At 70.2% G+C, this 19,165-nt stretch carries 20 protein-coding genes; 9 read left to right on the top strand and 11 right to left on the bottom strand.

The genetic code is table 11. The features are described 5' to 3' along the window. Nucleotides 1-81: 81 nt before the first annotated feature. From HSX43_RS03540 to HSX43_RS03530, 3 genes are read right to left on the bottom strand one after another with little or no spacing between them, the layout of a single operon-like run. Entirely contained in the window at nt 82-993 is a 912-nt protein-coding gene (locus HSX43_RS03540; RefSeq protein ID WP_179378694.1) for a ribokinase, read from the bottom strand. Further along, complete coding sequence (locus HSX43_RS03535; protein WP_179378693.1) at nt 993-1,451, bottom strand: RbsD/FucU family protein; 459 nt, start codon at nt 1,449-1,451, stop codon at nt 993-995. The genes HSX43_RS03540 and HSX43_RS03535 overlap by 1 nt, the downstream gene beginning before the upstream one ends. A gap of 1 nt (nt 1,452) precedes the next feature. Next, the gene (locus HSX43_RS03530) at nt 1,453-2,091 is read right to left on the bottom strand and encodes an SGNH/GDSL hydrolase family protein (RefSeq protein WP_179378692.1); all 639 of its coding nucleotides are present in this window, start codon (nt 2,089-2,091) and stop codon (nt 1,453-1,455) included. A gap of 89 nt (nt 2,092-2,180) precedes the next feature. On the opposite strand from HSX43_RS03530, the gene HSX43_RS03525 reads away from it, so the two are divergent. Together HSX43_RS03525 and HSX43_RS03520 are read left to right on the top strand one after the other, a co-directional pair. Next, a complete protein-coding gene (locus HSX43_RS03525) occupies nt 2,181-3,464 on the top strand; it encodes a serine hydroxymethyltransferase (protein WP_179378691.1) in 1,284 nt (427 codons plus the stop codon). Nucleotides 3,465-3,474: 10 nt separating this feature from the next. Continuing rightward, the gene (locus HSX43_RS03520; protein WP_179378690.1) at nt 3,475-4,500 is read left to right on the top strand and encodes an aldo/keto reductase; all 1,026 of its coding nucleotides are present in this window, start codon (nt 3,475-3,477) and stop codon (nt 4,498-4,500) included. Between the two features lie 48 nt (nt 4,501-4,548). Here HSX43_RS03520 and glpD read toward each other — a convergent pair whose 3' ends face one another. The 5 genes from glpD to HSX43_RS03495 all read right to left on the bottom strand — a co-directional run bounded on the left by glpD (nt 4,549) and on the right by HSX43_RS03495 (nt 9,502). Then, the gene (gene glpD / locus HSX43_RS03515) at nt 4,549-6,123 is read right to left on the bottom strand and encodes a glycerol-3-phosphate dehydrogenase (RefSeq protein ID WP_179378689.1); all 1,575 of its coding nucleotides are present in this window, start codon (nt 6,121-6,123) and stop codon (nt 4,549-4,551) included. A 98-nt stretch (nt 6,124-6,221) separates the two neighbouring features. Beyond that, a complete protein-coding gene (locus tag HSX43_RS03510) occupies nt 6,222-7,457 on the bottom strand; it encodes a urate hydroxylase PuuD (protein ID WP_179378688.1) in 1,236 nt (411 codons plus the stop codon). Continuing rightward, on the bottom strand, nt 7,457-7,810 hold the full coding sequence (gene uraH / locus HSX43_RS03505; RefSeq protein WP_179378687.1) for a hydroxyisourate hydrolase: 354 nt from the start codon (nt 7,808-7,810) through the stop codon (nt 7,457-7,459). The genes HSX43_RS03510 and uraH overlap by 1 nt, the downstream gene beginning before the upstream one ends. A gap of 82 nt (nt 7,811-7,892) precedes the next feature. Then, nucleotides 7,893-8,711 carry a bifunctional allantoicase/(S)-ureidoglycine aminohydrolase gene (locus HSX43_RS03500; protein ID WP_179378686.1) on the bottom strand — a complete coding sequence of 273 codons (819 nt, stop codon included), beginning with the start codon at nt 8,709-8,711 and terminating at the stop codon, nt 7,893-7,895. Beyond that, nucleotides 8,708-9,502 carry a phytanoyl-CoA dioxygenase family protein gene (locus HSX43_RS03495; RefSeq protein ID WP_179378685.1) on the bottom strand — a complete coding sequence of 265 codons (795 nt, stop codon included), beginning with the start codon at nt 9,500-9,502 and terminating at the stop codon, nt 8,708-8,710. Before HSX43_RS03495 ends, HSX43_RS03500 begins: the two co-directional genes overlap by 4 nt. Before the next feature lie 147 nt (nt 9,503-9,649). Here HSX43_RS03495 and HSX43_RS03490 point away from each other — a divergent pair, with 147 nt between their 5' ends. From HSX43_RS03490 to HSX43_RS03470, 5 genes are all read left to right on the top strand, one after another. Next, entirely contained in the window at nt 9,650-10,108 is a 459-nt protein-coding gene (locus HSX43_RS03490) for a (2Fe-2S)-binding protein (RefSeq protein ID WP_179378684.1), read from the top strand. Continuing rightward, nucleotides 10,108-12,342: a xanthine dehydrogenase family protein molybdopterin-binding subunit gene (locus HSX43_RS03485; protein WP_179378683.1), complete on the top strand. Its 2,235-nt coding sequence runs from the start codon at nt 10,108-10,110 to the stop codon at nt 12,340-12,342. Before HSX43_RS03490 ends, HSX43_RS03485 begins: the two co-directional genes overlap by 1 nt. Then, nucleotides 12,339-12,866 (top strand): hypothetical protein, encoded by a 528-nt coding sequence (locus HSX43_RS03480; RefSeq protein ID WP_179378682.1) that lies wholly within the window; start codon nt 12,339-12,341, stop codon nt 12,864-12,866. The genes HSX43_RS03485 and HSX43_RS03480 overlap by 4 nt, the downstream gene beginning before the upstream one ends. Then, nucleotides 12,863-13,528 carry a phosphoglycolate phosphatase gene (gene gph / locus HSX43_RS03475; protein ID WP_179378681.1) on the top strand — a complete coding sequence of 222 codons (666 nt, stop codon included), beginning with the start codon at nt 12,863-12,865 and terminating at the stop codon, nt 13,526-13,528. The genes HSX43_RS03480 and gph overlap by 4 nt, the downstream gene beginning before the upstream one ends. 72 nt (nt 13,529-13,600) lie before the next feature. Then, a complete protein-coding gene (locus HSX43_RS03470) occupies nt 13,601-14,065 on the top strand; it encodes an NUDIX hydrolase (protein ID WP_179378680.1) in 465 nt (154 codons plus the stop codon). Between the two features lie 108 nt (nt 14,066-14,173). Here HSX43_RS03470 and HSX43_RS03465 read toward each other — a convergent pair whose 3' ends face one another. The 3 genes from HSX43_RS03465 to HSX43_RS03455 form a co-directional block, all read right to left on the bottom strand. Next, nucleotides 14,174-14,314 carry a hypothetical protein gene (locus HSX43_RS03465; RefSeq protein WP_179378679.1) on the bottom strand — a complete coding sequence of 47 codons (141 nt, stop codon included), beginning with the start codon at nt 14,312-14,314 and terminating at the stop codon, nt 14,174-14,176. A 94-nt stretch (nt 14,315-14,408) separates the two neighbouring features. Continuing rightward, nucleotides 14,409-15,203: a protein-disulfide reductase DsbD domain-containing protein gene (locus tag HSX43_RS03460; RefSeq protein WP_179378678.1), complete on the bottom strand. Its 795-nt coding sequence runs from the start codon at nt 15,201-15,203 to the stop codon at nt 14,409-14,411. 66 nt (nt 15,204-15,269) lie between these two features. Further along, complete coding sequence (locus tag HSX43_RS03455; RefSeq protein ID WP_179378677.1) at nt 15,270-16,238, bottom strand: L-threonylcarbamoyladenylate synthase; 969 nt, start codon at nt 16,236-16,238, stop codon at nt 15,270-15,272. Nucleotides 16,239-16,311: 73 nt separating this feature from the next. Between HSX43_RS03455 and HSX43_RS03450 the strand changes: the two genes are divergently transcribed. Continuing rightward, nucleotides 16,312-17,982, top strand: a complete 1,671-nt coding sequence (locus tag HSX43_RS03450; RefSeq protein ID WP_179378676.1) for an acyl-CoA dehydrogenase — start codon at nt 16,312-16,314, stop codon at nt 17,980-17,982. Nucleotides 17,983-18,081: 99 nt separating this feature from the next. Beyond that, nucleotides 18,082-19,134 carry an MBL fold metallo-hydrolase gene (locus HSX43_RS03445; protein WP_179378675.1) on the top strand — a complete coding sequence of 351 codons (1,053 nt, stop codon included), beginning with the start codon at nt 18,082-18,084 and terminating at the stop codon, nt 19,132-19,134. Nucleotides 19,135-19,165: the final 31 nt, after the last annotated feature.

Below are 19,165 nucleotides of genomic sequence, written 5' to 3'. Positions count from 1 at the left end.
CTGCCGGCAATACTCCGGGGAGCGCGAGGGGCTGGCCCCTCGCAGGGTGTCGCAGCGCGAGGGGCCAGCCCCTCGCCCGCGTCAGAGCAGCGCGTCGATCTCCGACCGGTCCGGCATCGACGCCGCCGCCCCGGGCCGCGTCACCGAGAGGCCCGCGCAGGCGCAGCCGAAGCGCGCCGCCTCCACCGGGTCGCGCCCCTCGGCAAGCGCGGCGGCAAAGGCCCCGTTGAAGGCATCGCCCGCCCCCGTCGTTTCTACGACCGGGCCAGCGGAGACGGCCGGCACCATCTCCGTGCGCTCGCCTGAGTGGAAGAGCACGCCCTGCGCGCCCATCGTCACGATCGCCGCCCGCACCACGCCCCGGGACAGGAGTACCTCCGCCGCCGCGCGCGCGCTTTCAGCATCCGTCACGGCGACGCCCGAAAGCGCCTCCGCCTCGGTCTCGTTCGGGGTCACGTAGTCGCAGAGGGCGAGCATTCCCTCGGGCAGTTCCGCCGCCGGGGCCGGGTTCAGGATCGTCACGGCCCCGCCGTCCCGCGCGATCTCCAGCGCGCGCACGGCGGCGTCCAGAGGTTGCTCCAGCTGTGTGACGAAGACGGCAGCCCCGCCGATCACGTCCGCACGCGCCTCGACATCCGCCGGCGTGATCCCCCCGGCCGCCCCGGGCGCGACGATGATGGCGTTGTCGCCCGACCCGGCCTCGATGAAGATCATCGCGGCCCCGGTAGCCTCGTCGCTCTCGATGACAGCGGGCGTCACCCCGGCGTCGGCCCAGGCGCTCCGCGCCATATCGCCGAAGGCGTCCCGCCCGATCCGCGCGACGAACTGCACCTCCGCCCCCGCGCGCCCGGCCGCGACGGCCTGGTTCGAGCCCTTGCCGCCCGGCCCGAGCGTGAACGACCGGCCGAGGATCGTCTCGCCCATCCGCGGCTGGCGGTCGGCGGTGAAGGTGGTATCGGCGACGAAGACGCCCAGGATCGCGACATGGCCCATCAGGTCACGCTCCCGTCCGGGCCGACGACGCCCTTGCGCAGCATGACGTTGCCGTAGGGCCGCCGCTCGCCGGTCTGGATGATCGCATAGGCGGCGCGGGCCAGATCGTAGAAGGCGAAGCGCTCCACCGCCGGAACGGGCCGCGTCTCGCCCGCCGCCGCGAGCGCCGCCGCGGCTTCGGAGTGGACCTCGGGCACGGCGTCAGGGTCGCCCACGACGGCCATTGTGGCGGCGAAATCCGGGACGAAGCTGTCGATCGGATAGACGCTCAGGATCGCGCCAAGCGCGGCGCGGGTGTCGAGGTTCTCCATGGCGAGCGCGCGGCCGAGTGGCGTGTGCCGCGCGACGCTGTCGGCCGGAAAGTTCGTATCGACGAGCACGAGCGTATCGCCATGGCCCATCGCGCGCAGCGCATGGAGCACGTCGGCGTTGAGGGCGGGATGAACTCCGATGAGCATGTCAGTCCTCCTTCAAGAGCGGCGCGACCACGTCGACCATGGCAAGCCCGAGCGCGGCCTGCGAGGCCGCGTCGAGATGCACGCCGTCGCGTCCGTCGACCTTGGCGACGCGACCGGCGTCGAAGAAAGCGCAGCCAAGCCGCGCCGCTTCCTGCCGTAGGGCCGGGGCGATGGCGCGCGAGCGGGCCGGGCCGCCCTGAAACATCTCGGCCAGAACCCCCGCCTCCTCGACGGGCACGGGCGCGACCAACAGCACCCTGGGGGGCCGCCCGCCCGGTCCTGCGGTCGAGGCCTGTATGACCTGCGCCAGTCGCCCGACCCCCGCCGCGATGTCCCAGCCGCGGAGGCCGAAGCGCGCCTTGCAGTCGTTCGTGCCGAGCATGACGATGACGAGCCCCAGCGGCCGGTGGCTTTCGAGAAGCGCAGGCAGCGCGCGCAGCCCGTTCTTGTGCGCCCCGTCGATCGGGTCGTCGTGCACCGTCGTGCGACCGGGATGGCCCTCGACGATGACCTCCGCGTCGAGCGCCCGCGCCATCACCTCGGGCCAGCGCGCCGTCTTCGGATGCCGCCCGAGACCGCCCAGACGGTCGAGCGGCAGCGTGCCGTGGCTGTTGCTGTCGCCGAACACGAGTATCGTCATCCGTCCCCCCTTGCCGGAAGCTAGCCCGTCCGCCCGCCGATTGACCAGAGCCGGCCGCTGCCGTCAGATGGCGGCCGAAGGAGAGGCCCATGACCGAACTCGCGCCCCGACCATGGCTCAGCCCCGCGGCGCAGGCCCGCATCGACGCCCTGCCCCTGCCGGCGGATCCGGGCGCGCGGATCGAGGCGCTGGCACGGGCCGCCGTCGCCACGCACGACGCGGCCTTCAACCTGAACCCGGCCACGAACGTGATGAACCCGCGGGCCGAGGCGCTGATGGCCTCCGGCATCGGTGCGCGGCCATCGCTGGGTTACCCGGGCGAGAAATACGAGACCGGCCTCGGCGAGATCGAGGAGATCGAGACGCTGACGCATCGCCTGGCCTGCGACGTCTTCGCGGCCAGCCACGCGGAGGCGCGGGTGCCCTCGGGGGCGATGGCGAACCTGATGGTCTTCATGGCGCTGGCCCGGCCCGGCGACGCGATCATCGTGCCGCCCGCCACCATCGGCGGCCATGTCACGCATCACGCGCCGGGCTGCGCGGGGCTCTATGGCCTCGAGATACACGAGACCCCCGTCGATGCGGAGAGTTACTCCGTCGATGTCGACGGCCTGCGGGCCCTGGCTCATCGCGTGCGGCCCCGGCTCATCACCCTTGGTCAGTCGCTGAACCTGTTTGCGCACCCCGTCTCCGAGGTGCGTGCAATCGCCGACGCAGTCGGCGCGCATCTGATGTTCGACGCCGCCCACCTCTGCGGCATGATCGCGGGCCGCACGTGGGCGAACCCGCTGACCGAGGGCGCGCATGTGATGACCATGAGCACCTACAAGTCGCTCGGTGGCCCACCGGGCGGGTTGATCGTGACGGGTGACGCGGCCATCGCCCAGCGGGTAGAGGCCGTGGCCTTCCCCGGCCTGACGGCGAACTTCGACGCGGGGCGAATGGCGGCCCTCGGCGTGACGCTGCAGGACTGGCGCGACCACGGCACCGCCTATGCCCGCGCGATGGTCGACCTCGCGACCGCGCTCGCACAGGCCGCAACCGACGCGGGCCTGCCGGTCTACCGTGGCACCCGCAGCCACCAGTTCGCGCTCGACGCACGGGCCTTCAGTGGCGGGCAACGGTCGGCGGCGCGGCTCGAACGCGCGGGCATCCTCGCCTGCGGCATCGGCTTGCCCCTGCCGGGCGTCGCGGGCGACATGAACGGCCTGCGCCTCGGCACCCCCGAGATGGCCCGGCGCGGGATGACGCCCGCCGACGCGCCCGCGCTCATGGCTCTCCTCGCCCGCGTCCTGCGGGAGCCGCCCGAAGACGTCCTGCCCGAGGTACGCGCGCTCCGGGCACGGTTCACCGACCTGCTCTTCTGCAACTGAAAGGACGATGATGGCCCTCAAGACACGCCACTGGGATCGCCGCGCCACCGGTGGGCTCACCTTCACCGAACTTGGCTTCGGCACCGCGCCCCTCGGCAACCTCTACCGCGCGATCTCCGACGCATCGGCGGGTGAGACGCTGCAATCCGCCTGGGACGGGGGCGTGCGATACTACGACACCGCGCCGCTCTACGGCTTCGGCCTCTCGGAGACCCGGCTGAACCGCTTCCTGCGCGACAAGCCGCGCGATGACTACGTCCTCTCGACCAAGGTCGGCCGCCTGCTGGCCCCCGCGACGGAGACAACCCGCGACGGCATCGGCAAATGGTTCGACGTGCCGGCGCGGAGGGAAATCTATGACTTTTCCTACGACGGGGTGATGCGTTCGGTCGAGGCGAGCCTTGAGCGGTTGGGTGTCGACCGGATCGACCTCCTCTTCGTGCATGACATCGACGTCCCGAACCAGGGCTCGCGCGAGGCGGTGAACGCCAAGGTCGACCAGCTGATGGCCGGCGGCTACCATGCGCTCGACCGGCTGCGGCAGGAGGGCACGATCGCGGCCTTCGGGGCCGGCGTGAACGAATGGGAGGTCTGCGAGCAGCTGCTCGGGCGGGGCGAGTTCGACGTGTTCCTGATGGCCGGGCGCTATACGCTTCTCGAACAAGAGGCGCTGACCTCCTTCCTGCCGCTCTGCGAGGCGCGGGGCGTCGGCATCGTCACAGGAGGGCCCTACAATTCGGGCATCCTCGCCACCGGACCTGTCGAGGGCGCTTACTACAACTACGAACCGGCGAGCGAAGAGGTGAAGGCCCGCGTCGCGCGGATCGAGGCGATCTGCACCGCCCACAAGACACGGCTCGTCGATGCGGCGTTCCGATTCCCGCTGCTGCACCCTGCGACCGTCTCGGTCATACCGGGCGGTCAGGGCGTCAAGGAGTCCGAGGGCAACCTGCAGGCGGCCGCGGCGGAGATCCCCGCCGACCTCTGGGCCGAGTTGAAGGCCGAGGGGCTCGTGCGGGCGGATGCGCCGACCTGAGGGGCGTCAAGGGATACGGGTCGTGGTCGGGCCTGACCCGACCATCTCCTAGCCCACCGCGCCGTCCGCTGCCTCGGCAACGCGCGCCGCCATGAAGGCCTCCAGCGCCTCCACCTCGGCGGCCTCGAACCGCAGGCCCAGCTTCGTGCGCCGCCAGAGCACATCCTGCGCGCGCCGTGCCCACTCGCGGTCCATCTGCCAGGTCACTTCGGCCTCGGTCAGCGTGTGCCCGAAGTCCTGCCCGAGGTCCGCCGCCGTCTTCGCCGCGCCCAACACCGCGCGCGCCTGTGTCCCGTAGGCCCGCACGAGCCGCAGCGCCCACCAGTCGGACAGGAACGGATAGTCAGCCTTCAAAGCCTCGGCCTGTGCCCCCTGACCGTCGACCGGGAAGTCTCCGCCGGGCAGCGGGGCGTCATGCGTCCAGGGGCCGGTGATCGTCAGGTGATCCCCGATCTTCAGAAGCGCGGCGTTCGCGAGCTTGCGGAAGGTCGTGATCTTGCCCCCGAAGATATTGAGCACGGGTGCGCCACCCGCCGCCTCGACCTTGAGCACGTAGTCCCGGGTCGCCGCCGTCGCGGACGTCGCGCCGTCGTCATAGAGCGGGCGCACGCCCGAATAGGTCCAGACCACGTCGGCGTCGGTCAGGTCGCGCTTGAAGTAGCCGTTGGCGAAGTCGAGCAGGTAGCGTTGCTCCTCGGGCGTGCAGACCGGCTTCGCGTCAGCGTCGTGATGCTCCGCGTCGGTCGTGCCGATCAGGGTGTAGTCGTATTCGTAGGGAATGGCGAAGATGATCCGCCCGTCGCCGCCCTGGAAGAAGTAGCTCTTGTCGTGCTCGAAGAGGCGCTTCGTCACGATATGGGAGCCGCGGACGAGCCGGACACCCTCGGTCGCGTTCGACCGCACGACCCCCCGGATCACGTCGCCGACCCAGGGGCCCGCCGCGTTCACCAGCATCTTCGCCCGGACCTGCCCGCTGCGCTCCCCGCCGAGGGTGATGACCCATTCGTCCCCGTCGCGCTCGGCACTCACGACCTTGGTGCGCACGGCGACGTCCGCGCCCCGGTCCGCCGCATCCCGCGCGTTCAGGACGACGAGACGGGAGTCCTCGACCCAGCCGTCGGAATACTCGAAGGCCTTGTGGAAGCGGTCCTCCAGCGGCGCGCCCTCCACCGTGCCGTCGAGCGAGATCGTCCGCGTGCCGGGCAGGAGCTTCGACTTCGCCAGGCTGTCGTACATCGCAAGCCCGAGCCGGATGAGCCAGTTCGGTCGCCGCCCCTTGAGCCAGGGCATGACCGTGCCGAGGAGCTTCGACGTCGGCGTGCCACCCTCGAAGCGCATGTCGGGCGAGAGCGGCAGGACGAAACGCATGGGCCAGCTGATATGCGGCATGTTGCGGATCAGGATGTCGCGCTCGCGCAGGGCCTCGCGCACGAGACGCACCTCCCAGTATTCGAGATAGCGCAGGCCGCCGTGGAAGAGCTTGGTCGAGGCGCTCGAGGTCGCGCCGGCCAGATCGCCCATCTCCGCAAGGCCCACGTCGAGGCCCCGCCCCGCGGCATCCCGAGCGATCCCGCAACCGTTGATGCCGCCGCCGATGATGAACAGGTCGTAGCTGTCTCGCATGGATCCTCCGCGAACCGAACACAAACGAACGTGCGTATGTTCCTTTTCACACTTTACGGCGTTCGCCCAGCCCCCAGATGGCGCAGAGAGCTGCGGTTTCACATCGCGGAACTGTCCCGTCCGGCCCGGAACCACCGCACCAGTGCCGCACGATCCTCCGCCGAGAGCGGCGGCAGCGCCGCAGGTGGCATGGCGTGGCTGACCCCCGCCTGCAAATAGATGCGCCGCGCGTTCCCGGCGATGTCGGCAGCCGTCTCCAGGTGAACCCCCTTGGGAGCCCAGCGCAGGTTCCCCCAGACCGGCTCGCGCGCGTGGCACATGGCGCAATTCCCCAGCACCACGTCCTGCGCCATCTCGAAGCCCTCCGCGCCGGCGAACCTTTGCTCCTGCGCCGTCATCTCCCGCGCCTCCGCCTCCTCCCAGGTGTCGAAGAGCGGGGCTGTCGAGAGCCACATGAGGACCACGAAGACCACCGCCGTCGCCCCGAGCGTCCACCACGGCAGGGCCTTGCGCTGGTGCATGGTGTTGAAGAAGTGCCGGATCGTGACCCCCATCAGGAAGACCAGAGCTGCGATGATCCAGGCTGCATCGGTGCCGAAGGCCAGCGGATAGTGGTTCGACAGCATCAGAAAGATGACCGGCAGCGTGAGGTAGTTGTTGTGGGTCGAGCGCAGCTTGGCGATCTGCCCGTATTTCGCGTCGGGCACCCGCCCCGCCTTCAGGTCGGCGACGACGATGCGCTGGTTCGGCATGATGACGAAGAAGACGTTGCCCGACATGATCGTCGCCGTCATCGCCCCGAGGTGCAGGAGCGCAGCCCGCCCGGTGAAGACCTGGTTGAGCGCCCAGCTCGACACCACGATCCCGGCGAAGAGGACGAGCATCACCGCGGTCGGGTTCGACTTGAGCGGCGAGCGGCACAGAAGGTCGTAGCCGACCCAGCCCGCCACCAGGAATGCCGCAGAGAGCAGCGCGCCCTGCCAGACGGCGAGGTCTGCCTTCGCCGGGTCGATCAGGTAGAGTTCCGCCCCGAGCCAGTAGACCAGCATCAGGAGGACGAAACCCGAGAGCCAGGTGAAGTAGCTCTCCCATTTGAACCAGGTCAGGTGCTCGGGCATGGCCTCGGGCGCGACGAGGTACTTCTGGATGTGGTAGAAGCCACCGCCATGCACCTGCCATTCCTCGCCGTCCACCGGACCGGGAATGCTGCGGTTCAACCCGAGGTCGAGCGCGATGAAGTAGAAGGACGAGCCGATCCAGGCGATCGCCGTGATCACATGGGTCCAGCGGACCGCGAACTCGATCCAGTCCATGAAGACGGCAAAATCGTGCATCAGCTGCCCCGGTAGGTGGAATAGCCGTAGGGCGAGAGCAGGAGCGGGACGTGGTAATGCGCATCCTCCGCCAGCCCGAAGCGGATCGGGATTTCGTCGAGGAAGAGCGTCCCGCCGTCCGCAAGCCCCTCCGCCCGGAGCCAGGCCCCGGCGTGGAACAGGAGCTCATAGGGGCCGGGCGCGAAATCCTCCGTGGGCAGGATCGGCCCGTCGGTGCGACCGTCCGCATTCGTGACCACCTCAGCCAATGCCCGCCGCGCGCCCCCGTCGAGTGCGAACAGGGTAATGGCCAGCCCCGCCGCGGGCCGCCCCCGTGCCGTGTCCAGCACATGTGTCGTCAGATAGCCGGCCATGTCCCGTCCCCTCTTCCTCTGGCATCAAATACGCAGACACCACGCCGCGCCCGGGCGCAAGTCCGCCCCCGGCGAAGCGCCGTCAGCCGAGCATCCCGCCCAGCGGCGCATGCCGGTTCACGTCCTTGTAGAGCAGGTACCGGAACCGCCCGGGGCCGCCTGCGTAGCAGGCCTGCGGGCAGTAGGCGCGCAGCCACATGTAGTCTCCCGCCTCCACCTCGACCCAATCGCGGTTGAGCCGGTAGACGGCCTTGCCCTCGAGAACGAAAAGCCCGTGTTCCATCACATGCGTTTCCTCGAAGGGGATGAGACCGCCGGGTTCGAAGGTGACGATGTTGACGTGGAAGTCGTGGCGCAGGTCCGCCGGATCGACGAAGCGGGTGGTCGCCCAACGGCCCCCGGTGTCGGGCATCGGAGCGGGCGCGTGATCGGCCTCGCGCGTGACGAAGGCCTCGGGTGCGGCGATGTCCGGGGCTGGTTGCCATCGCTTGCGGATCCAGTGGAAACGCGCGCCCCCGGCGCTGGTCACCCACCAGTCGCAGCCCGCCGGAAGATAGGCATACCCCCCCGCGTCCAGCGCATGGGCGGTTCCATCGACGGCAAGCTCACACTGCCCCTCGACGACGTAGAGAACGGCCTGCGCCCGGTCGTCGACCTCGGGCGTGTCGCTGCCGCCGCCGGCTTCCAGCTCCACGAGGTAGTGCGAGAAGGTCTCGGCGAAGCCCGAGAGCGGTCGCGCCAGCATCCACATCCGCATCCCCCGCCATCCGGGCAGGAAAGAGGTCACGATGTCGGTCTGGCAGCCGCGCGGGATGACGGCATAGGCCTCGGTGAAGACGGCACGACCGGTCATGAGGGCGGTCTGCGGCGGCAGGCCGCCGGGTGGGGGCGTCGGGCTCATGGCGTCCTCCAGACGACGGGAAACCAATCCTCGCGCAATCGGTCGCCGGGGACGTGCCCGTGGCCCGGAAACGGGGGCGAGGTCGGGCCGGGGCGCGCGACATAGCGGGCGTCGTCGCCGACATAGCGCAGCGAGAAGGCCCGGCGGCGGGCGGTCGCGGTGTTTCCCCGCGCGCCGTGCAGCGTGTCGAAGGAGAAGGCCACCGCGTCGCCGGGCTCCATTTCCCACTCCAGCACCCGCATCCCCTCGGCGTCCGGATCGGGCACGGGGCGGTAGTCGCCCGCGAAGAATGCCTCTTCCGAGAGCCAGCGCGTCGGCAGCACCGGACGCTCCCAGAGGTGGGAGCCCGCCACGAGGCGCAGCGTCGCCGTCTCCACGGGGTCGAGCGGCACCCAGAAGCTGACTGTCTGACGGCCACCGACGAAGTAATAGGGCCCGTCCTGATGCCAGGGGGTGGCCCGCGTCGTCCCCGGCTCCTTGACGAGGACATGGTCGTGGAAGAGCTGCACCCGATCCGACCGCATCAGCGCCGCCGCCGCGCCTGCGATCGCCGGGTCGCGGGCCGCGGCTTCGAAGGCGGGGATGCGCTGCCAGTTCACGTAGTCGTCGAAGAAGCGGCCAGCCTCGCCCGCGACGGTGTTCTCCGCCGCATGGGGCCCCGGCTCCGCCATGTTGCGGGCCACGCCGTCGCGCAGGGCGGTCACGTGGTCGGCGAACAATCCGCGCAGCACGACCGCGCCGTCGCGGGCGAAGGCCTCAGCCAGGTCGGGGGTCACGGCGATCGTCGACATCATGGCCTTTCCTGCCGGATCGCCGCGGAGAGGTCCAGCGCACCGGCGACCCGACGTCACTGGGCAAAGACCGTGAAACATGAACCGAACGGTTTGCTTCGCGCCGGGCGAGACGTATCTGTGACACATGCGACACGGGAGACGCGGATGAGACTGACCGTCGACGGCACCGAACACGAACTCGACGTCGAGCCCGACATGCCGCTCCTTTGGCTCCTGCGGGACGAGTTGGGCCTGCACGGACCGAAGTACGGCTGCGGCATCGCCGCCTGCGGGGCCTGCACCGTGCATCTCGACGGGCTGGCCGTCCGTGCCTGCCAGATCACCGCCGAAGAGGTCGAGGGCGCGGAGGTCACGACGATCGAGGGCCTCGGCACGCCCGACGCCCCCCACCCCGTCCAGCAGGCCTGGATCGAGGAGCAGGTGGCGCAATGCGGCTACTGCCAGTCGGGCCAGATCATGCAGGCGGCAAGTCTTCTAGCGCTGAACCCTGCCCCGACGGACGCCGAGATCGACGCGGCCATGTCGGGCAACCTCTGTCGCTGCGCGAGCTATCCGCGCATCCGCGCCGCGATCCGCCGCGCGATCCAGTCGGAGGGCGCGTGATGGCCAGTTTCGGGAAGATCGCCCGCCGCACCTTCCTCATCGGCTCCGCGGCCGTGGCGGGCGGCGTGGCCTTCGGTGTCTATGCGTATCGCAAGCCGGTCGAGAACCCGTTGCTGGCGGAGTTGGAGCCGGGCGAGACGACGCTCAACCCCTTCGTGCTGATCGACGCCGACGGCGTGACGCTCATCACCCCGCGTGGTGACGTGGGCCAGGGCGCAATCTCGATCCAGACGTATCTCTTGGCCGAGGAGCTGGACGTCGATCCCCAGACCGTCCGCACGAGTTTCGGCCCCGCCTCGGGGGCCTACTACAACGGCAAGGTCGCCGCCGAGGGGATGCCCTTTGCCGCCTGGGATGCGGGGTTCCTGTCGACGCAGGCGCGCAAGGCGGCGGGACCGGCGGGCAAGTTCATCGGGCTGCACATCACCGGCGGCTCGACGACCGTTCCGGACATGTACGACCGCCTGCGCGCCGCCGGGGCGAGCGCGCGCGAGACGCTGAAGCTGGCCGCGGCGAACCGCTTCACGCTGACACCCGAAGACCTGAAGACGGAAGGTGGCCAAGTCCTGCTGCCGAACGGCGACGCGATCCCCTATGCCGATCTCGCCGCGGAGGCCGCCGCGCTCGACCCGGTGTCGGTGGAGCCACGTGCCCCCGAAAGCTGGACGTGGCTCGGCAAGCCCGCGCGGCGCACCGACATCGTCGCCAAATCGACCGGCACCTTCCGTTATGGCGGCGACCTGGTGCTCGACGACATGATCCACGCGACCGTCGTCACCAACCCGGCGATGGGCGGGGGCGTCGTGTCGCATGACGACAGCGCGGCCCGGGCGATGCGCGGCATCCTCGACATCCTGCCGATCACCGATGGATTCGCCGTTCTGGCCGACAACGACTGGCGCGCGATGAAGGCCGCGCGGGCCATCGACGTCGACTGGGGCACGCCCGAGGGGCGGCTCGCCTCCTCCGCGGAGATGTGGGAGGCCCATGCGGCCGCCTTCACCGAGGAGAACCGCGACAGCCGCTTCGCCGACGACGGCGACGTGGAGGCGGCTCCGGGCAACCTCGTGACCGCCGAATACCGCGTGCCGTTCCTCCACCACGCGCCGCTCGAACCCGCGAACGCGACTGTGCGATATAGGCCCGAGCGCACCGAGGTCTGGACGGCGACGCAGGTACCGATCTTCGTGCGCGACGCCGTGGCCGCGATCACCGGGCAGGAGGCGGAAGCCGTGACGGTCCACAACCTCGCCTCGGGCGGCAGCTTCGGGCACCGGCTCGACTACCTTTGGGTGCAGCAGGCCGCCGAGATCGCGGTGCAGGTGCCGGGCCGCCCCGTGCGCCTGACGCTGAGCCGGGAACAGGACATGACCCACGGCTTCCTGCGCCCCATGGCCATCGCGCGCGGACGCGGCACGGTCGAGAACGGCACCGTGCGCAGCCTCGATCTGTCGATTGCGGCCCATTCCGTCACCGAGAGCCAGATCGGCCGCGCGGGCCTGCCCGCCGCCGGGCCGGACATCGCCATCGTCGCCGCCGCCTGGGATGCGCCCTATGCGATCCCCGACCGTCGCGTGACGGGATACCGCGTTCCCGCGGGTGTGGCCGTTTCGTCGTGGCGCTCGGTCGGAGCGTCGCACAATGGCTTCTTCTTCGAGACCTTCCTCGACGAACTCATCGCCGAAGCCGGGGCCGACCCGGTGGAGGAGCGCCTGCGCCTCATCCACGACCCGGCCTCCCGCAACGTGCTTGCCACCGTGGCCGACATGGCGTCCTGGACCGGGCCGCTGGGCGACGGCACGGGACGGGGCGTCGCCTTCACCTATGCCTTCGGCGTGCCCTGCGCGCAGATCATCGAGGTGAGCGACACCGGGCGAGGCATCCGGCTCGACAAGCTCTGGATCGCCGCCGACGTGGGGCGCGTCCTCGACCCGGTGAACCTCGAAAGCCAGCTGACGGGCGGTGCCCTCTTCGGGCTCGGCCACGCGATCCATTCCGAGATCACCTTCGAGGACCACACGATCCAGCAGCGGAACTATCACGAATACGAGGGGATGCGTCTCTGGCAGACGCCCGAGGTGGAGGTCCGTGCGCTCGAAACCCTGCCGACGATCCGCGGCGCGGGGGAGCCGGGCCTGCCGCCCGCGGCCCCGGCGCTCGCCAATGCCATCTTCGCCGCGACGGGCACCCGCCTGCGCGAGATGCCCTTCGCCCGGACGGTGACCTTCGCATGAGATCCACGCTCGCGCTCCTCGCGCTGACCTTTGCCCTGCCCGCCGCCGCACAGGGGTTCGACCCGATCGCCGAGGTGCTGCTGCACCCCCGCTGCGCGAATTGCCATGTCGGCGACGACGGCATTCCGCTCTGGTCGACGGACGCGGGCGGTACGCGTCCCCACGGCTTTCACGTGCAGGGCGGCGAGAGCCGGATGGGCATCGAGACAGTGCCCTGCTCCGCCTGCCATACCGAGCGGAACGGCACTTTGCCGGGCAGTGCGCCGGGGGCCGAAGGCTGGGCTCTGCCGCCGGTCGAGATGCAATGGGCGGCCCGCACGCCGGCGCAGATCTGCGAACAGCTGAAGGACCCGGAGCGGAACGGCGGCCGCACCATCGCGGAGGTCGCGGATCACGTCAGCCACGATCCGCTCGTGCTTTGGGGGTGGGACCCCGGGCCAGGGCGGGAACCGGCCCCGGGCACGCCCGAGGAAACGGTCGCCGCGATCCTCGCCTGGGCCGACGCCGGCGCGCCCTGCCCGTGAGCGTCCCGACATCGCTCGACGCCGTTGTCTTCGACCTCGACGGCACGCTCATCGACAGCGCGCCGGGGCTGCAGCAGGCAGCCGCGGCACTGATGGCGGAGCTGTCCCTGCCGGAGCCGGATCTGCCCACGACCATCGGCTTCGTCGGCAGCGGCGCGCCCAAACTCGTCGAACGCTGCCTGCGGTGGGCCGGCGCGGAGCCGGAGGCCTATCCGCAGGCCCTCGACCGCTTCCTCGCGCTCTACAATCGCGACCCGATGAGCGGCACGACGACCTACCCCGGCGCGCAGGCCTTGCTCGATGTGCTGCACGAACGTGGCCTGCATCTCGGGCTCTGCACCAACAAGCCCGCGCGCCCGACGCGGACGATCCTCGAGGCGCTGGCCCTCGGTCCCTTCGACGCGGTCGTCGGAGGCGATAGCCTGCCCGTTCGCAAGCCCGATCCCGCACCGCTCCTGCATGTCATCGCAGCGCTCGGGGCGACGGCGGACACCACGCTCTACGTGGGCGACACGATCGTCGACTGGCACACGGCCCGGGCGGCGGGCGTGGCCTACGCCCATATCGACGGCGGCTACCAGACGACCGAGATCCCGGATTTCAGCCCTGCGATCCGCGTCTTCTCGCTCACCGCCCTCGCGGAGGCGCTCGCGACAGGCTAAGTCCCCGGTTTGCAAGCGAATCACTTTTGTGCGACACTTCGCCCCGACGCTCGGCGTCCAAGGAGAGGACCTTTGAAAAAGGCAAGAGAGCAGATCGCGGCGCTACCGCTGCGGTGGAACGACAAGGACAAGGTCGAAGTTCTGATGATCACCTCCCGCGACACGGGCCGCTGGCTCGTGCCGAAGGGGTGGACGATGAAGGACGTCAAGCCCTGGGCCGCCGCCGCCATCGAGGCGCTGGAAGAGGCCGGCGCGAAAGGCCATATCGGGCGCGAGGTCTTCGGGACCTATTCCTACGACAAGCGGCTCGATGACGGCACGAAGCAGCCCTGCCGGGTGCGTGTCTATCCGATGATCGTCGACAGGTTGAAGTCGAACTGGAAGGAGAAGGACCAGCGCGTTCGCCGCTGGTTCTCGCTCAAGGAAGCGGCGAAGCGGGTCGATGAGCCGGAGCTGGCCGAGATGCTGCAGCGCCTGCACGTGAAGCCGAAGAAACACCCCGTCGCCGGCCCCATGCTCCGTCGCGCGGCCTCCTGAGAGGCCCCGAGCCAGGAGATCGTCGGGTCGAGCCCGACTATCACGGTTCGCCAAAAGAAAAAGCCGCGCCCCGGGAGGCACGGCATCGTCCAATCAAGACTGTCTCAGTTAGCGGCGCGGATCGCGCTCGTCGGTCCGGACGGGGATCGGGATGCGATCGGGCTCTGGGGCCAGAGCGCCGAGAAGATCCGACAGGCGGTCCGTCACCGCGTCGATCAGCTTGCCGAGCGTAGGCTTTCTGGATGCCATGCGTCCTCTCCTCTTCCACTCATAAGTTGGAGCGGTGCGGCGGGGGCTTCAAGGGAAAGATGCGCAGACCGCGACATTTTGCCGTGATGCGCGCTCATCCGGTGCACCCGCGCACCTCCACCGCCCCGCGCGACCCGATCACCGTCATCCGGATGCGGCTGCGGTCGACGGTGAAGGCGCGATTGCCGGAGGCCAGCAGCTGCGCGGTCGCGTCGATGCGCCCTCCGCGCCGCGTCACCGCGGAATCGGTGACCCAGACGTTCGGGTTCGCCATCTCGAACACCACCGTCTCGTTGCGGCCCTGCGCGGGCACCTCGATCTGACCGGTGATCGCGAAGCCGTGGTCGATGGGCCGCAGGAAGCACCGGGCCCGCGCCGCTACCTGCCGCGGCCGATCCGAGAGCGCGGCGGAGATCGCGGTATCTGTCGCCCCCGCCGGCGGGAGCACCGCCGAGACCTGCACGCGCGCGGGCAGGCAGATATCGGCGCAGACCCCGATGTCGAGCCGGCCGCGCAGGTCGGCCGCACCGGCTCCGGGCTGCACGACGAGGGGCAGAACGAAGTCGCTGTCGTAGCCGATGGAAAGCGCGTTGCCCTGCCGGAAGACCGTTGGCGTGGGCCAGGCCGGCGTCACCGAGCGCACGTTGCGCGACCCGCGCCAATCCATCTGCGGGGAGATCCCGGCGCTGCCGGCGGTACGCCAGTAGGTCTTCCACCCCGGTTTCAGCCGGATACGCAGCCCGGCGACATGGCTGCCGTCGGTCCGCCGCCAGCCGGGCATGACCTCGACCGAGATCACCTGCGACACGTCGGAGACCTGCGCACGCGCGCCGAACGGCGTCATCAGCGTCAGCGCCGCGGCCAGCAGAAGGAATCGAAAAAAGGTCAACATCGTGGACCTGCCTAGCGAAACACGCCCCTCATAGGAAATCACGCCTGCGGCATGAGTATGGCATCACATGCGCGGCGCGGCGGCCCGGCGGAGCCGGTCGTTGATCGCGCGGCCGAGCCCCGCCTCGGGGATCGGGGCCACGTCGATGCGGTCGCGGCCCTGAGACGCGGCCAGCGCGTCGATGCGGTGCAGGTGATCGAAGAGGTTGGCCGCGGCCTCCACCACGTCCCCGTCGGGCGAGAGGCTGAGATCGCCCTTGACTGGCCCGAAGCCAAGCCAGGCGGCATCGGGTGACGGCTCCGTCACATCGAGCCGCACGGGCCGCGCGGGCGCGTAATGCGACGAAAGCTGACCCGGGGCCTGTACTTTGCCGGGCGTCACGTCGCGCGGCAACGGGTGTCCGAGCGCCGCCTCGATCTCCTCGGCGGCAAGCCCGCCCTCGCGCAGGAGGGCGGGAGGCCCGCTGCGCAGGATCGTCGACTCAAGGCCGACCGCGCAGGCCCCGCCATCAAGCACCGCATCGACGCGATCTCCAAGACCCTCGAGCACATGCGCCGCCCGTGTGGCCGACACCCGGCCCGAGGGATTGGCCGACGGCGCGGCGACGGGCCGCCCCGTGGCGCGCAGCAGATCACGTGCGAGCGGCGCGGCCGGAACCCGAACGGCCACCGTATCGAGGCCCGCCGTCACCAGAGGCGACAGACCGTGGCCCGCGCGGAGCGGCAGCACGAGCGTCAGGGGTCCGGGCCAGAATAGAGCGGCCAGGTCGCGCGCGGTGGCGCCGAAATGTGCAAAGGCCTCCGCGGCGGCCGCGTCGCGGACGTGGACGATCAGCGGGTTGAACGCGGGCCGCCCCTTGGCCGCGAAGATCCGCGCGACGGCCCGACCGTCGGTGGCATCCGCGCCAAGGCCGTAGACCGTCTCCGTGGGGAAGGCGAGAAGCCCGCCCGCGCGCAGCACCTCCGCCGCCTCCGGCACCTGCTGCGGCGTGAGGACGCGGGGCCCGTGACGCTGTGTTTCGGTTGATACCATGGGGGCGCGCACCCTAGTTTCGAGCCAAGTTTCGGACCTATATCGGTCCCCATCCTGAATTGGGAGGTTCCAGATGCCCTATCGCGCGCCCGTCTCCGAACTGCGCTTCGTCCTCGATCACGTCGTCGGCTTCGAGAAAGTCGCCGCGACCGAGACCTTCGCCGAAGCCACGCCCGACACGGTCGAGGCGATCCTGACCGAGGCCGGCAAGATGTGCGAAGAGGTGCTCGCCCCCCTGAACCGTGCCGGTGACCTGACGCCCGCGACGCTGGAGAACGGCGTCGTGCGCACGTCGCCCGGGTTCGCCGAGGGCTTCGCCGCCATCGCGGAGGGCGGTTGGGTCGGCATGTCCGCCGACCCCGAACACGGCGGCATGGGCCTGCCGATCACGCTGACGATGGGCGTGAACGAGATGATCAGCTCGGCCTGCCTCTCGCTGCAGCTCAACCCGCTCATGACGCAGGGTCAGATCGAGGCGCTGGAAGCCCACGCCTCCGACGAGATCAAGGACCTCTACATCCCGAAGCTCATCTCCGGCGAGTGGTGCGGCACGATGAACCTGACCGAGCCGCAGGCCGGCTCCGACGTCGGCGCGCTGCGTACGAAGGCCGAGCCGAACGGCGACGGTACTTATGCTGTGACCGGGCAGAAGATCTACATCTCCTGGGGCGATAACGACTTCTCCGAGAACGTCTGCCACCTCGTCCTCGCGCGCCTGCCCGATGCCGGGCCAGGCACCAAGGGCATCTCGCTCTTCATGGTCCCGAAGCGCCTGCCGAACGAGGATGGAAGCGTGGGCGTCGCCAATACGCTCAAGGTCGTCTCGCTCGAGCACAAGCTCGGCCTGCACGGATCGCCCACCGCGGTCATGGAGTACGACGGCGCGACCGGCTGGCTCGTCGGCGAGCCGCACGATGGAATGGCCGCGATGTTCACGATGATGAACAACGCCCGCCTCGGCGTGGGCGTGCAGGGCCTCGGCGTGGCCGAAGCCGCGATGCAGCACGCCATCGGCTATGCGCTCGACCGCAAGCAGGGCAAGACCGGCCGCGACGCCGACCACATCCTCGAACACGCCGACGTTCGTCGCATGGTTCTGGGCATGAAGGCCGACACCTTTGCGACCCGCGCGATCGCGATGGACTGCGCCGTTTCGCTCGACATGGCCAAGGCCACGGGCGACGCCGCCTGGAAGGCGCGCGGTGCCTTCCTGACGCCCATCGCCAAGGCCTTCGGCACCGACACCGGCATCAAGGTCGCGCAGGACGGGATCCAAGTGCACGGCGGCATGGGCTTCGTCGAGGAGACGGGGGCCGCGCAGTACCTCCGCGACGTGCGCGTCACCGCGATTTACGAAGGCACGAACGGCATTCAGGCGATGGACCTCGTGGGCCGCAAGCTGATGGACGGTGGCGCGGCGGCATACGCCCTCCTCGACGAGATCGAGGGCTTCGGCCACGCGGCGCTCACCGATGCGGCCGGGCACCTGCGCGCGCTGACCGAGTGGATGCTCGCGCAGGACATGCAGGACCGCTTCGCCGGGGCCGTGGCCTATCTTGCGGCCTTCGCGCGGGTGCTCGGGGCCTACTACCACCTGAAAGGGGCGGCCGCCGACGCCGCGCGCGCGCCACTGGCCAATTACGCCGCCGGCCGGATGCTGCCCGAAGCGATGGCCGAGATGGCCAAGGCCCGCACCGGGGCGGAGGAGCTCTATGCCGTCTCGACCGAGGTGATCGCGGCGTGAGCCGGGCGACGCGAGGGGCTGGCCCCTCGCGCTACGTCCTTTTACGAGGGGCCAGCCCCTCGCGCTCCCCGGAGTATTTCGGGCAGGAAGAGGCGGCACATGGGAAAGAGTGACCTGCCCGACGGCTATGCCGGCCTGACGTTCCCCTGGGCCGAGCCGCCCGCCGAGGGCGAGGCCGTCGAGGTGGCCGAGGGCGTCCTCTGGGCGCGACTGCCGCTACCGATGGCGCTCGATCACGTGAACGTCTACTTCCTGCGCGAAGACGACGGCTGGGCGATGGTCGACACGGGCTTCGACACGAAGCGGACGCGGGCCATCGTGGACAGGCTGCGCGGGGGCCCGCTCGGCGGGCGGCCGATCACGCGCCTTCTCGTCACGCACCACCACCCCGATCACGTCGGTCTGGCCGGCTGGCTGCAGGGCGAGGGCGCGGAGCTTCTGATGACCCGCACGGCCTGGCTCATGGCGCGGATGCTCACCCTCGACGATCAGCCGCTGCCGCCAGCCGAAACCATAGAGTTCTGCCGCCGCTGGGGCATGGACCCGGACATTCTGGCCGCGCGCGCGACCGAGCGGCCGTTCAACTTCGCCGACATCGTCGCCCCCCTTCCGCTCGGCTTCACCCGACTGCGGGAGGGCGAGGAGGTCACGCTCGGCAATCGCCGCTGGCACGTGGCGCGCGGCGACGGGCACGCGGCGGAACATGCGGTCCTCTACGAGATGGGCGGCGACCTCGTTCTGGGCGGCGATCAACTTCTGCCGGGCATCTCCCCGAACCTTGGCCTCTACCCGACGGAAGCCAATGCCGACCCCATCGGCGACTGGCTCGCCGCCTGCGACCGGCTCGCGCCGCTCGCCCGGCCAGATCATTTGGTCCTGCCCGGGCACAAGCTGCCCTATCGCGGCCTGCCCAAGCGCATGGCGAGCCTGCGGCAGAATCACGTCACCGCGCTCGACCGGCTGGAGGCGCACCTCGACGTGCCGCGCACCGGCGGCGCGTGCTTCGCGCCGCTCTTCAAGCGCAGGGTGGAAGGCGCACTCTACGGCCTCGCCTTCTTCGAGGCGATCGCCCATCTGCGGCACCTGCATCTGACGGGCCGCGTCACCCGCACCACCCGCGACGACGGTGTCTGGCTCTGGCAGGCGGTCTGATGACGGTCTGAGTTGCGCGCGCCGCGCCGGA

This window comes from Jannaschia marina (assembly GCF_013404595.1).
GTDB classification, from domain to species: Bacteria; Pseudomonadota; Alphaproteobacteria; order Rhodobacterales; family Rhodobacteraceae; genus Jannaschia; species Jannaschia marina.
Note: the sequence above shows the minus strand (reverse complement) of the source record. Positions and strands in the feature narration are given on the sequence as shown.

Excerpts from the sequence above, each read along its gene's own strand:
- HSX43_RS03540 (WP_179378694.1), bottom strand. The coding sequence starts at position 993 with ATGGGCCATGTCGCGATCCTGGGCGTCTTCGTCGCCGATACCACCTTC.
- HSX43_RS03535 (WP_179378693.1), bottom strand. The coding sequence starts at position 1,451 with ATGCTCATCGGAGTTCATCCCGCCCTCAACGCCGACGTGCTCCATGCG.
- HSX43_RS03530 (WP_179378692.1), bottom strand. The coding sequence starts at position 2,091 with ATGACGATACTCGTGTTCGGCGACAGCAACAGCCACGGCACGCTGCCG.
- HSX43_RS03525 (WP_179378691.1), top strand. The coding sequence starts at position 2,181 with ATGACCGAACTCGCGCCCCGACCATGGCTCAGCCCCGCGGCGCAGGCC.
- HSX43_RS03520 (WP_179378690.1), top strand. The coding sequence starts at position 3,475 with ATGGCCCTCAAGACACGCCACTGGGATCGCCGCGCCACCGGTGGGCTC.
- glpD (WP_179378689.1), bottom strand. The coding sequence starts at position 6,123 with ATGCGAGACAGCTACGACCTGTTCATCATCGGCGGCGGCATCAACGGT.
- HSX43_RS03510 (WP_179378688.1), bottom strand. The coding sequence starts at position 7,457 with ATGCACGATTTTGCCGTCTTCATGGACTGGATCGAGTTCGCGGTCCGC.
- uraH (WP_179378687.1), bottom strand. The coding sequence starts at position 7,810 with ATGGCCGGCTATCTGACGACACATGTGCTGGACACGGCACGGGGGCGG.
- HSX43_RS03500 (WP_179378686.1), bottom strand. The coding sequence starts at position 8,711 with ATGAGCCCGACGCCCCCACCCGGCGGCCTGCCGCCGCAGACCGCCCTC.
- HSX43_RS03495 (WP_179378685.1), bottom strand. The coding sequence starts at position 9,502 with ATGTCGACGATCGCCGTGACCCCCGACCTGGCTGAGGCCTTCGCCCGC.
- HSX43_RS03490 (WP_179378684.1), top strand. The coding sequence starts at position 9,650 with ATGAGACTGACCGTCGACGGCACCGAACACGAACTCGACGTCGAGCCC.
- HSX43_RS03485 (WP_179378683.1), top strand. The coding sequence starts at position 10,108 with ATGGCCAGTTTCGGGAAGATCGCCCGCCGCACCTTCCTCATCGGCTCC.
- HSX43_RS03480 (WP_179378682.1), top strand. The coding sequence starts at position 12,339 with ATGAGATCCACGCTCGCGCTCCTCGCGCTGACCTTTGCCCTGCCCGCC.
- HSX43_RS03465 (WP_179378679.1), bottom strand. The coding sequence starts at position 14,314 with ATGGCATCCAGAAAGCCTACGCTCGGCAAGCTGATCGACGCGGTGACG.
- HSX43_RS03455 (WP_179378677.1), bottom strand. The coding sequence starts at position 16,238 with ATGGTATCAACCGAAACACAGCGTCACGGGCCCCGCGTCCTCACGCCG.
- HSX43_RS03450 (WP_179378676.1), top strand. The coding sequence starts at position 16,312 with ATGCCCTATCGCGCGCCCGTCTCCGAACTGCGCTTCGTCCTCGATCAC.
- HSX43_RS03445 (WP_179378675.1), top strand. The coding sequence starts at position 18,082 with ATGGGAAAGAGTGACCTGCCCGACGGCTATGCCGGCCTGACGTTCCCC.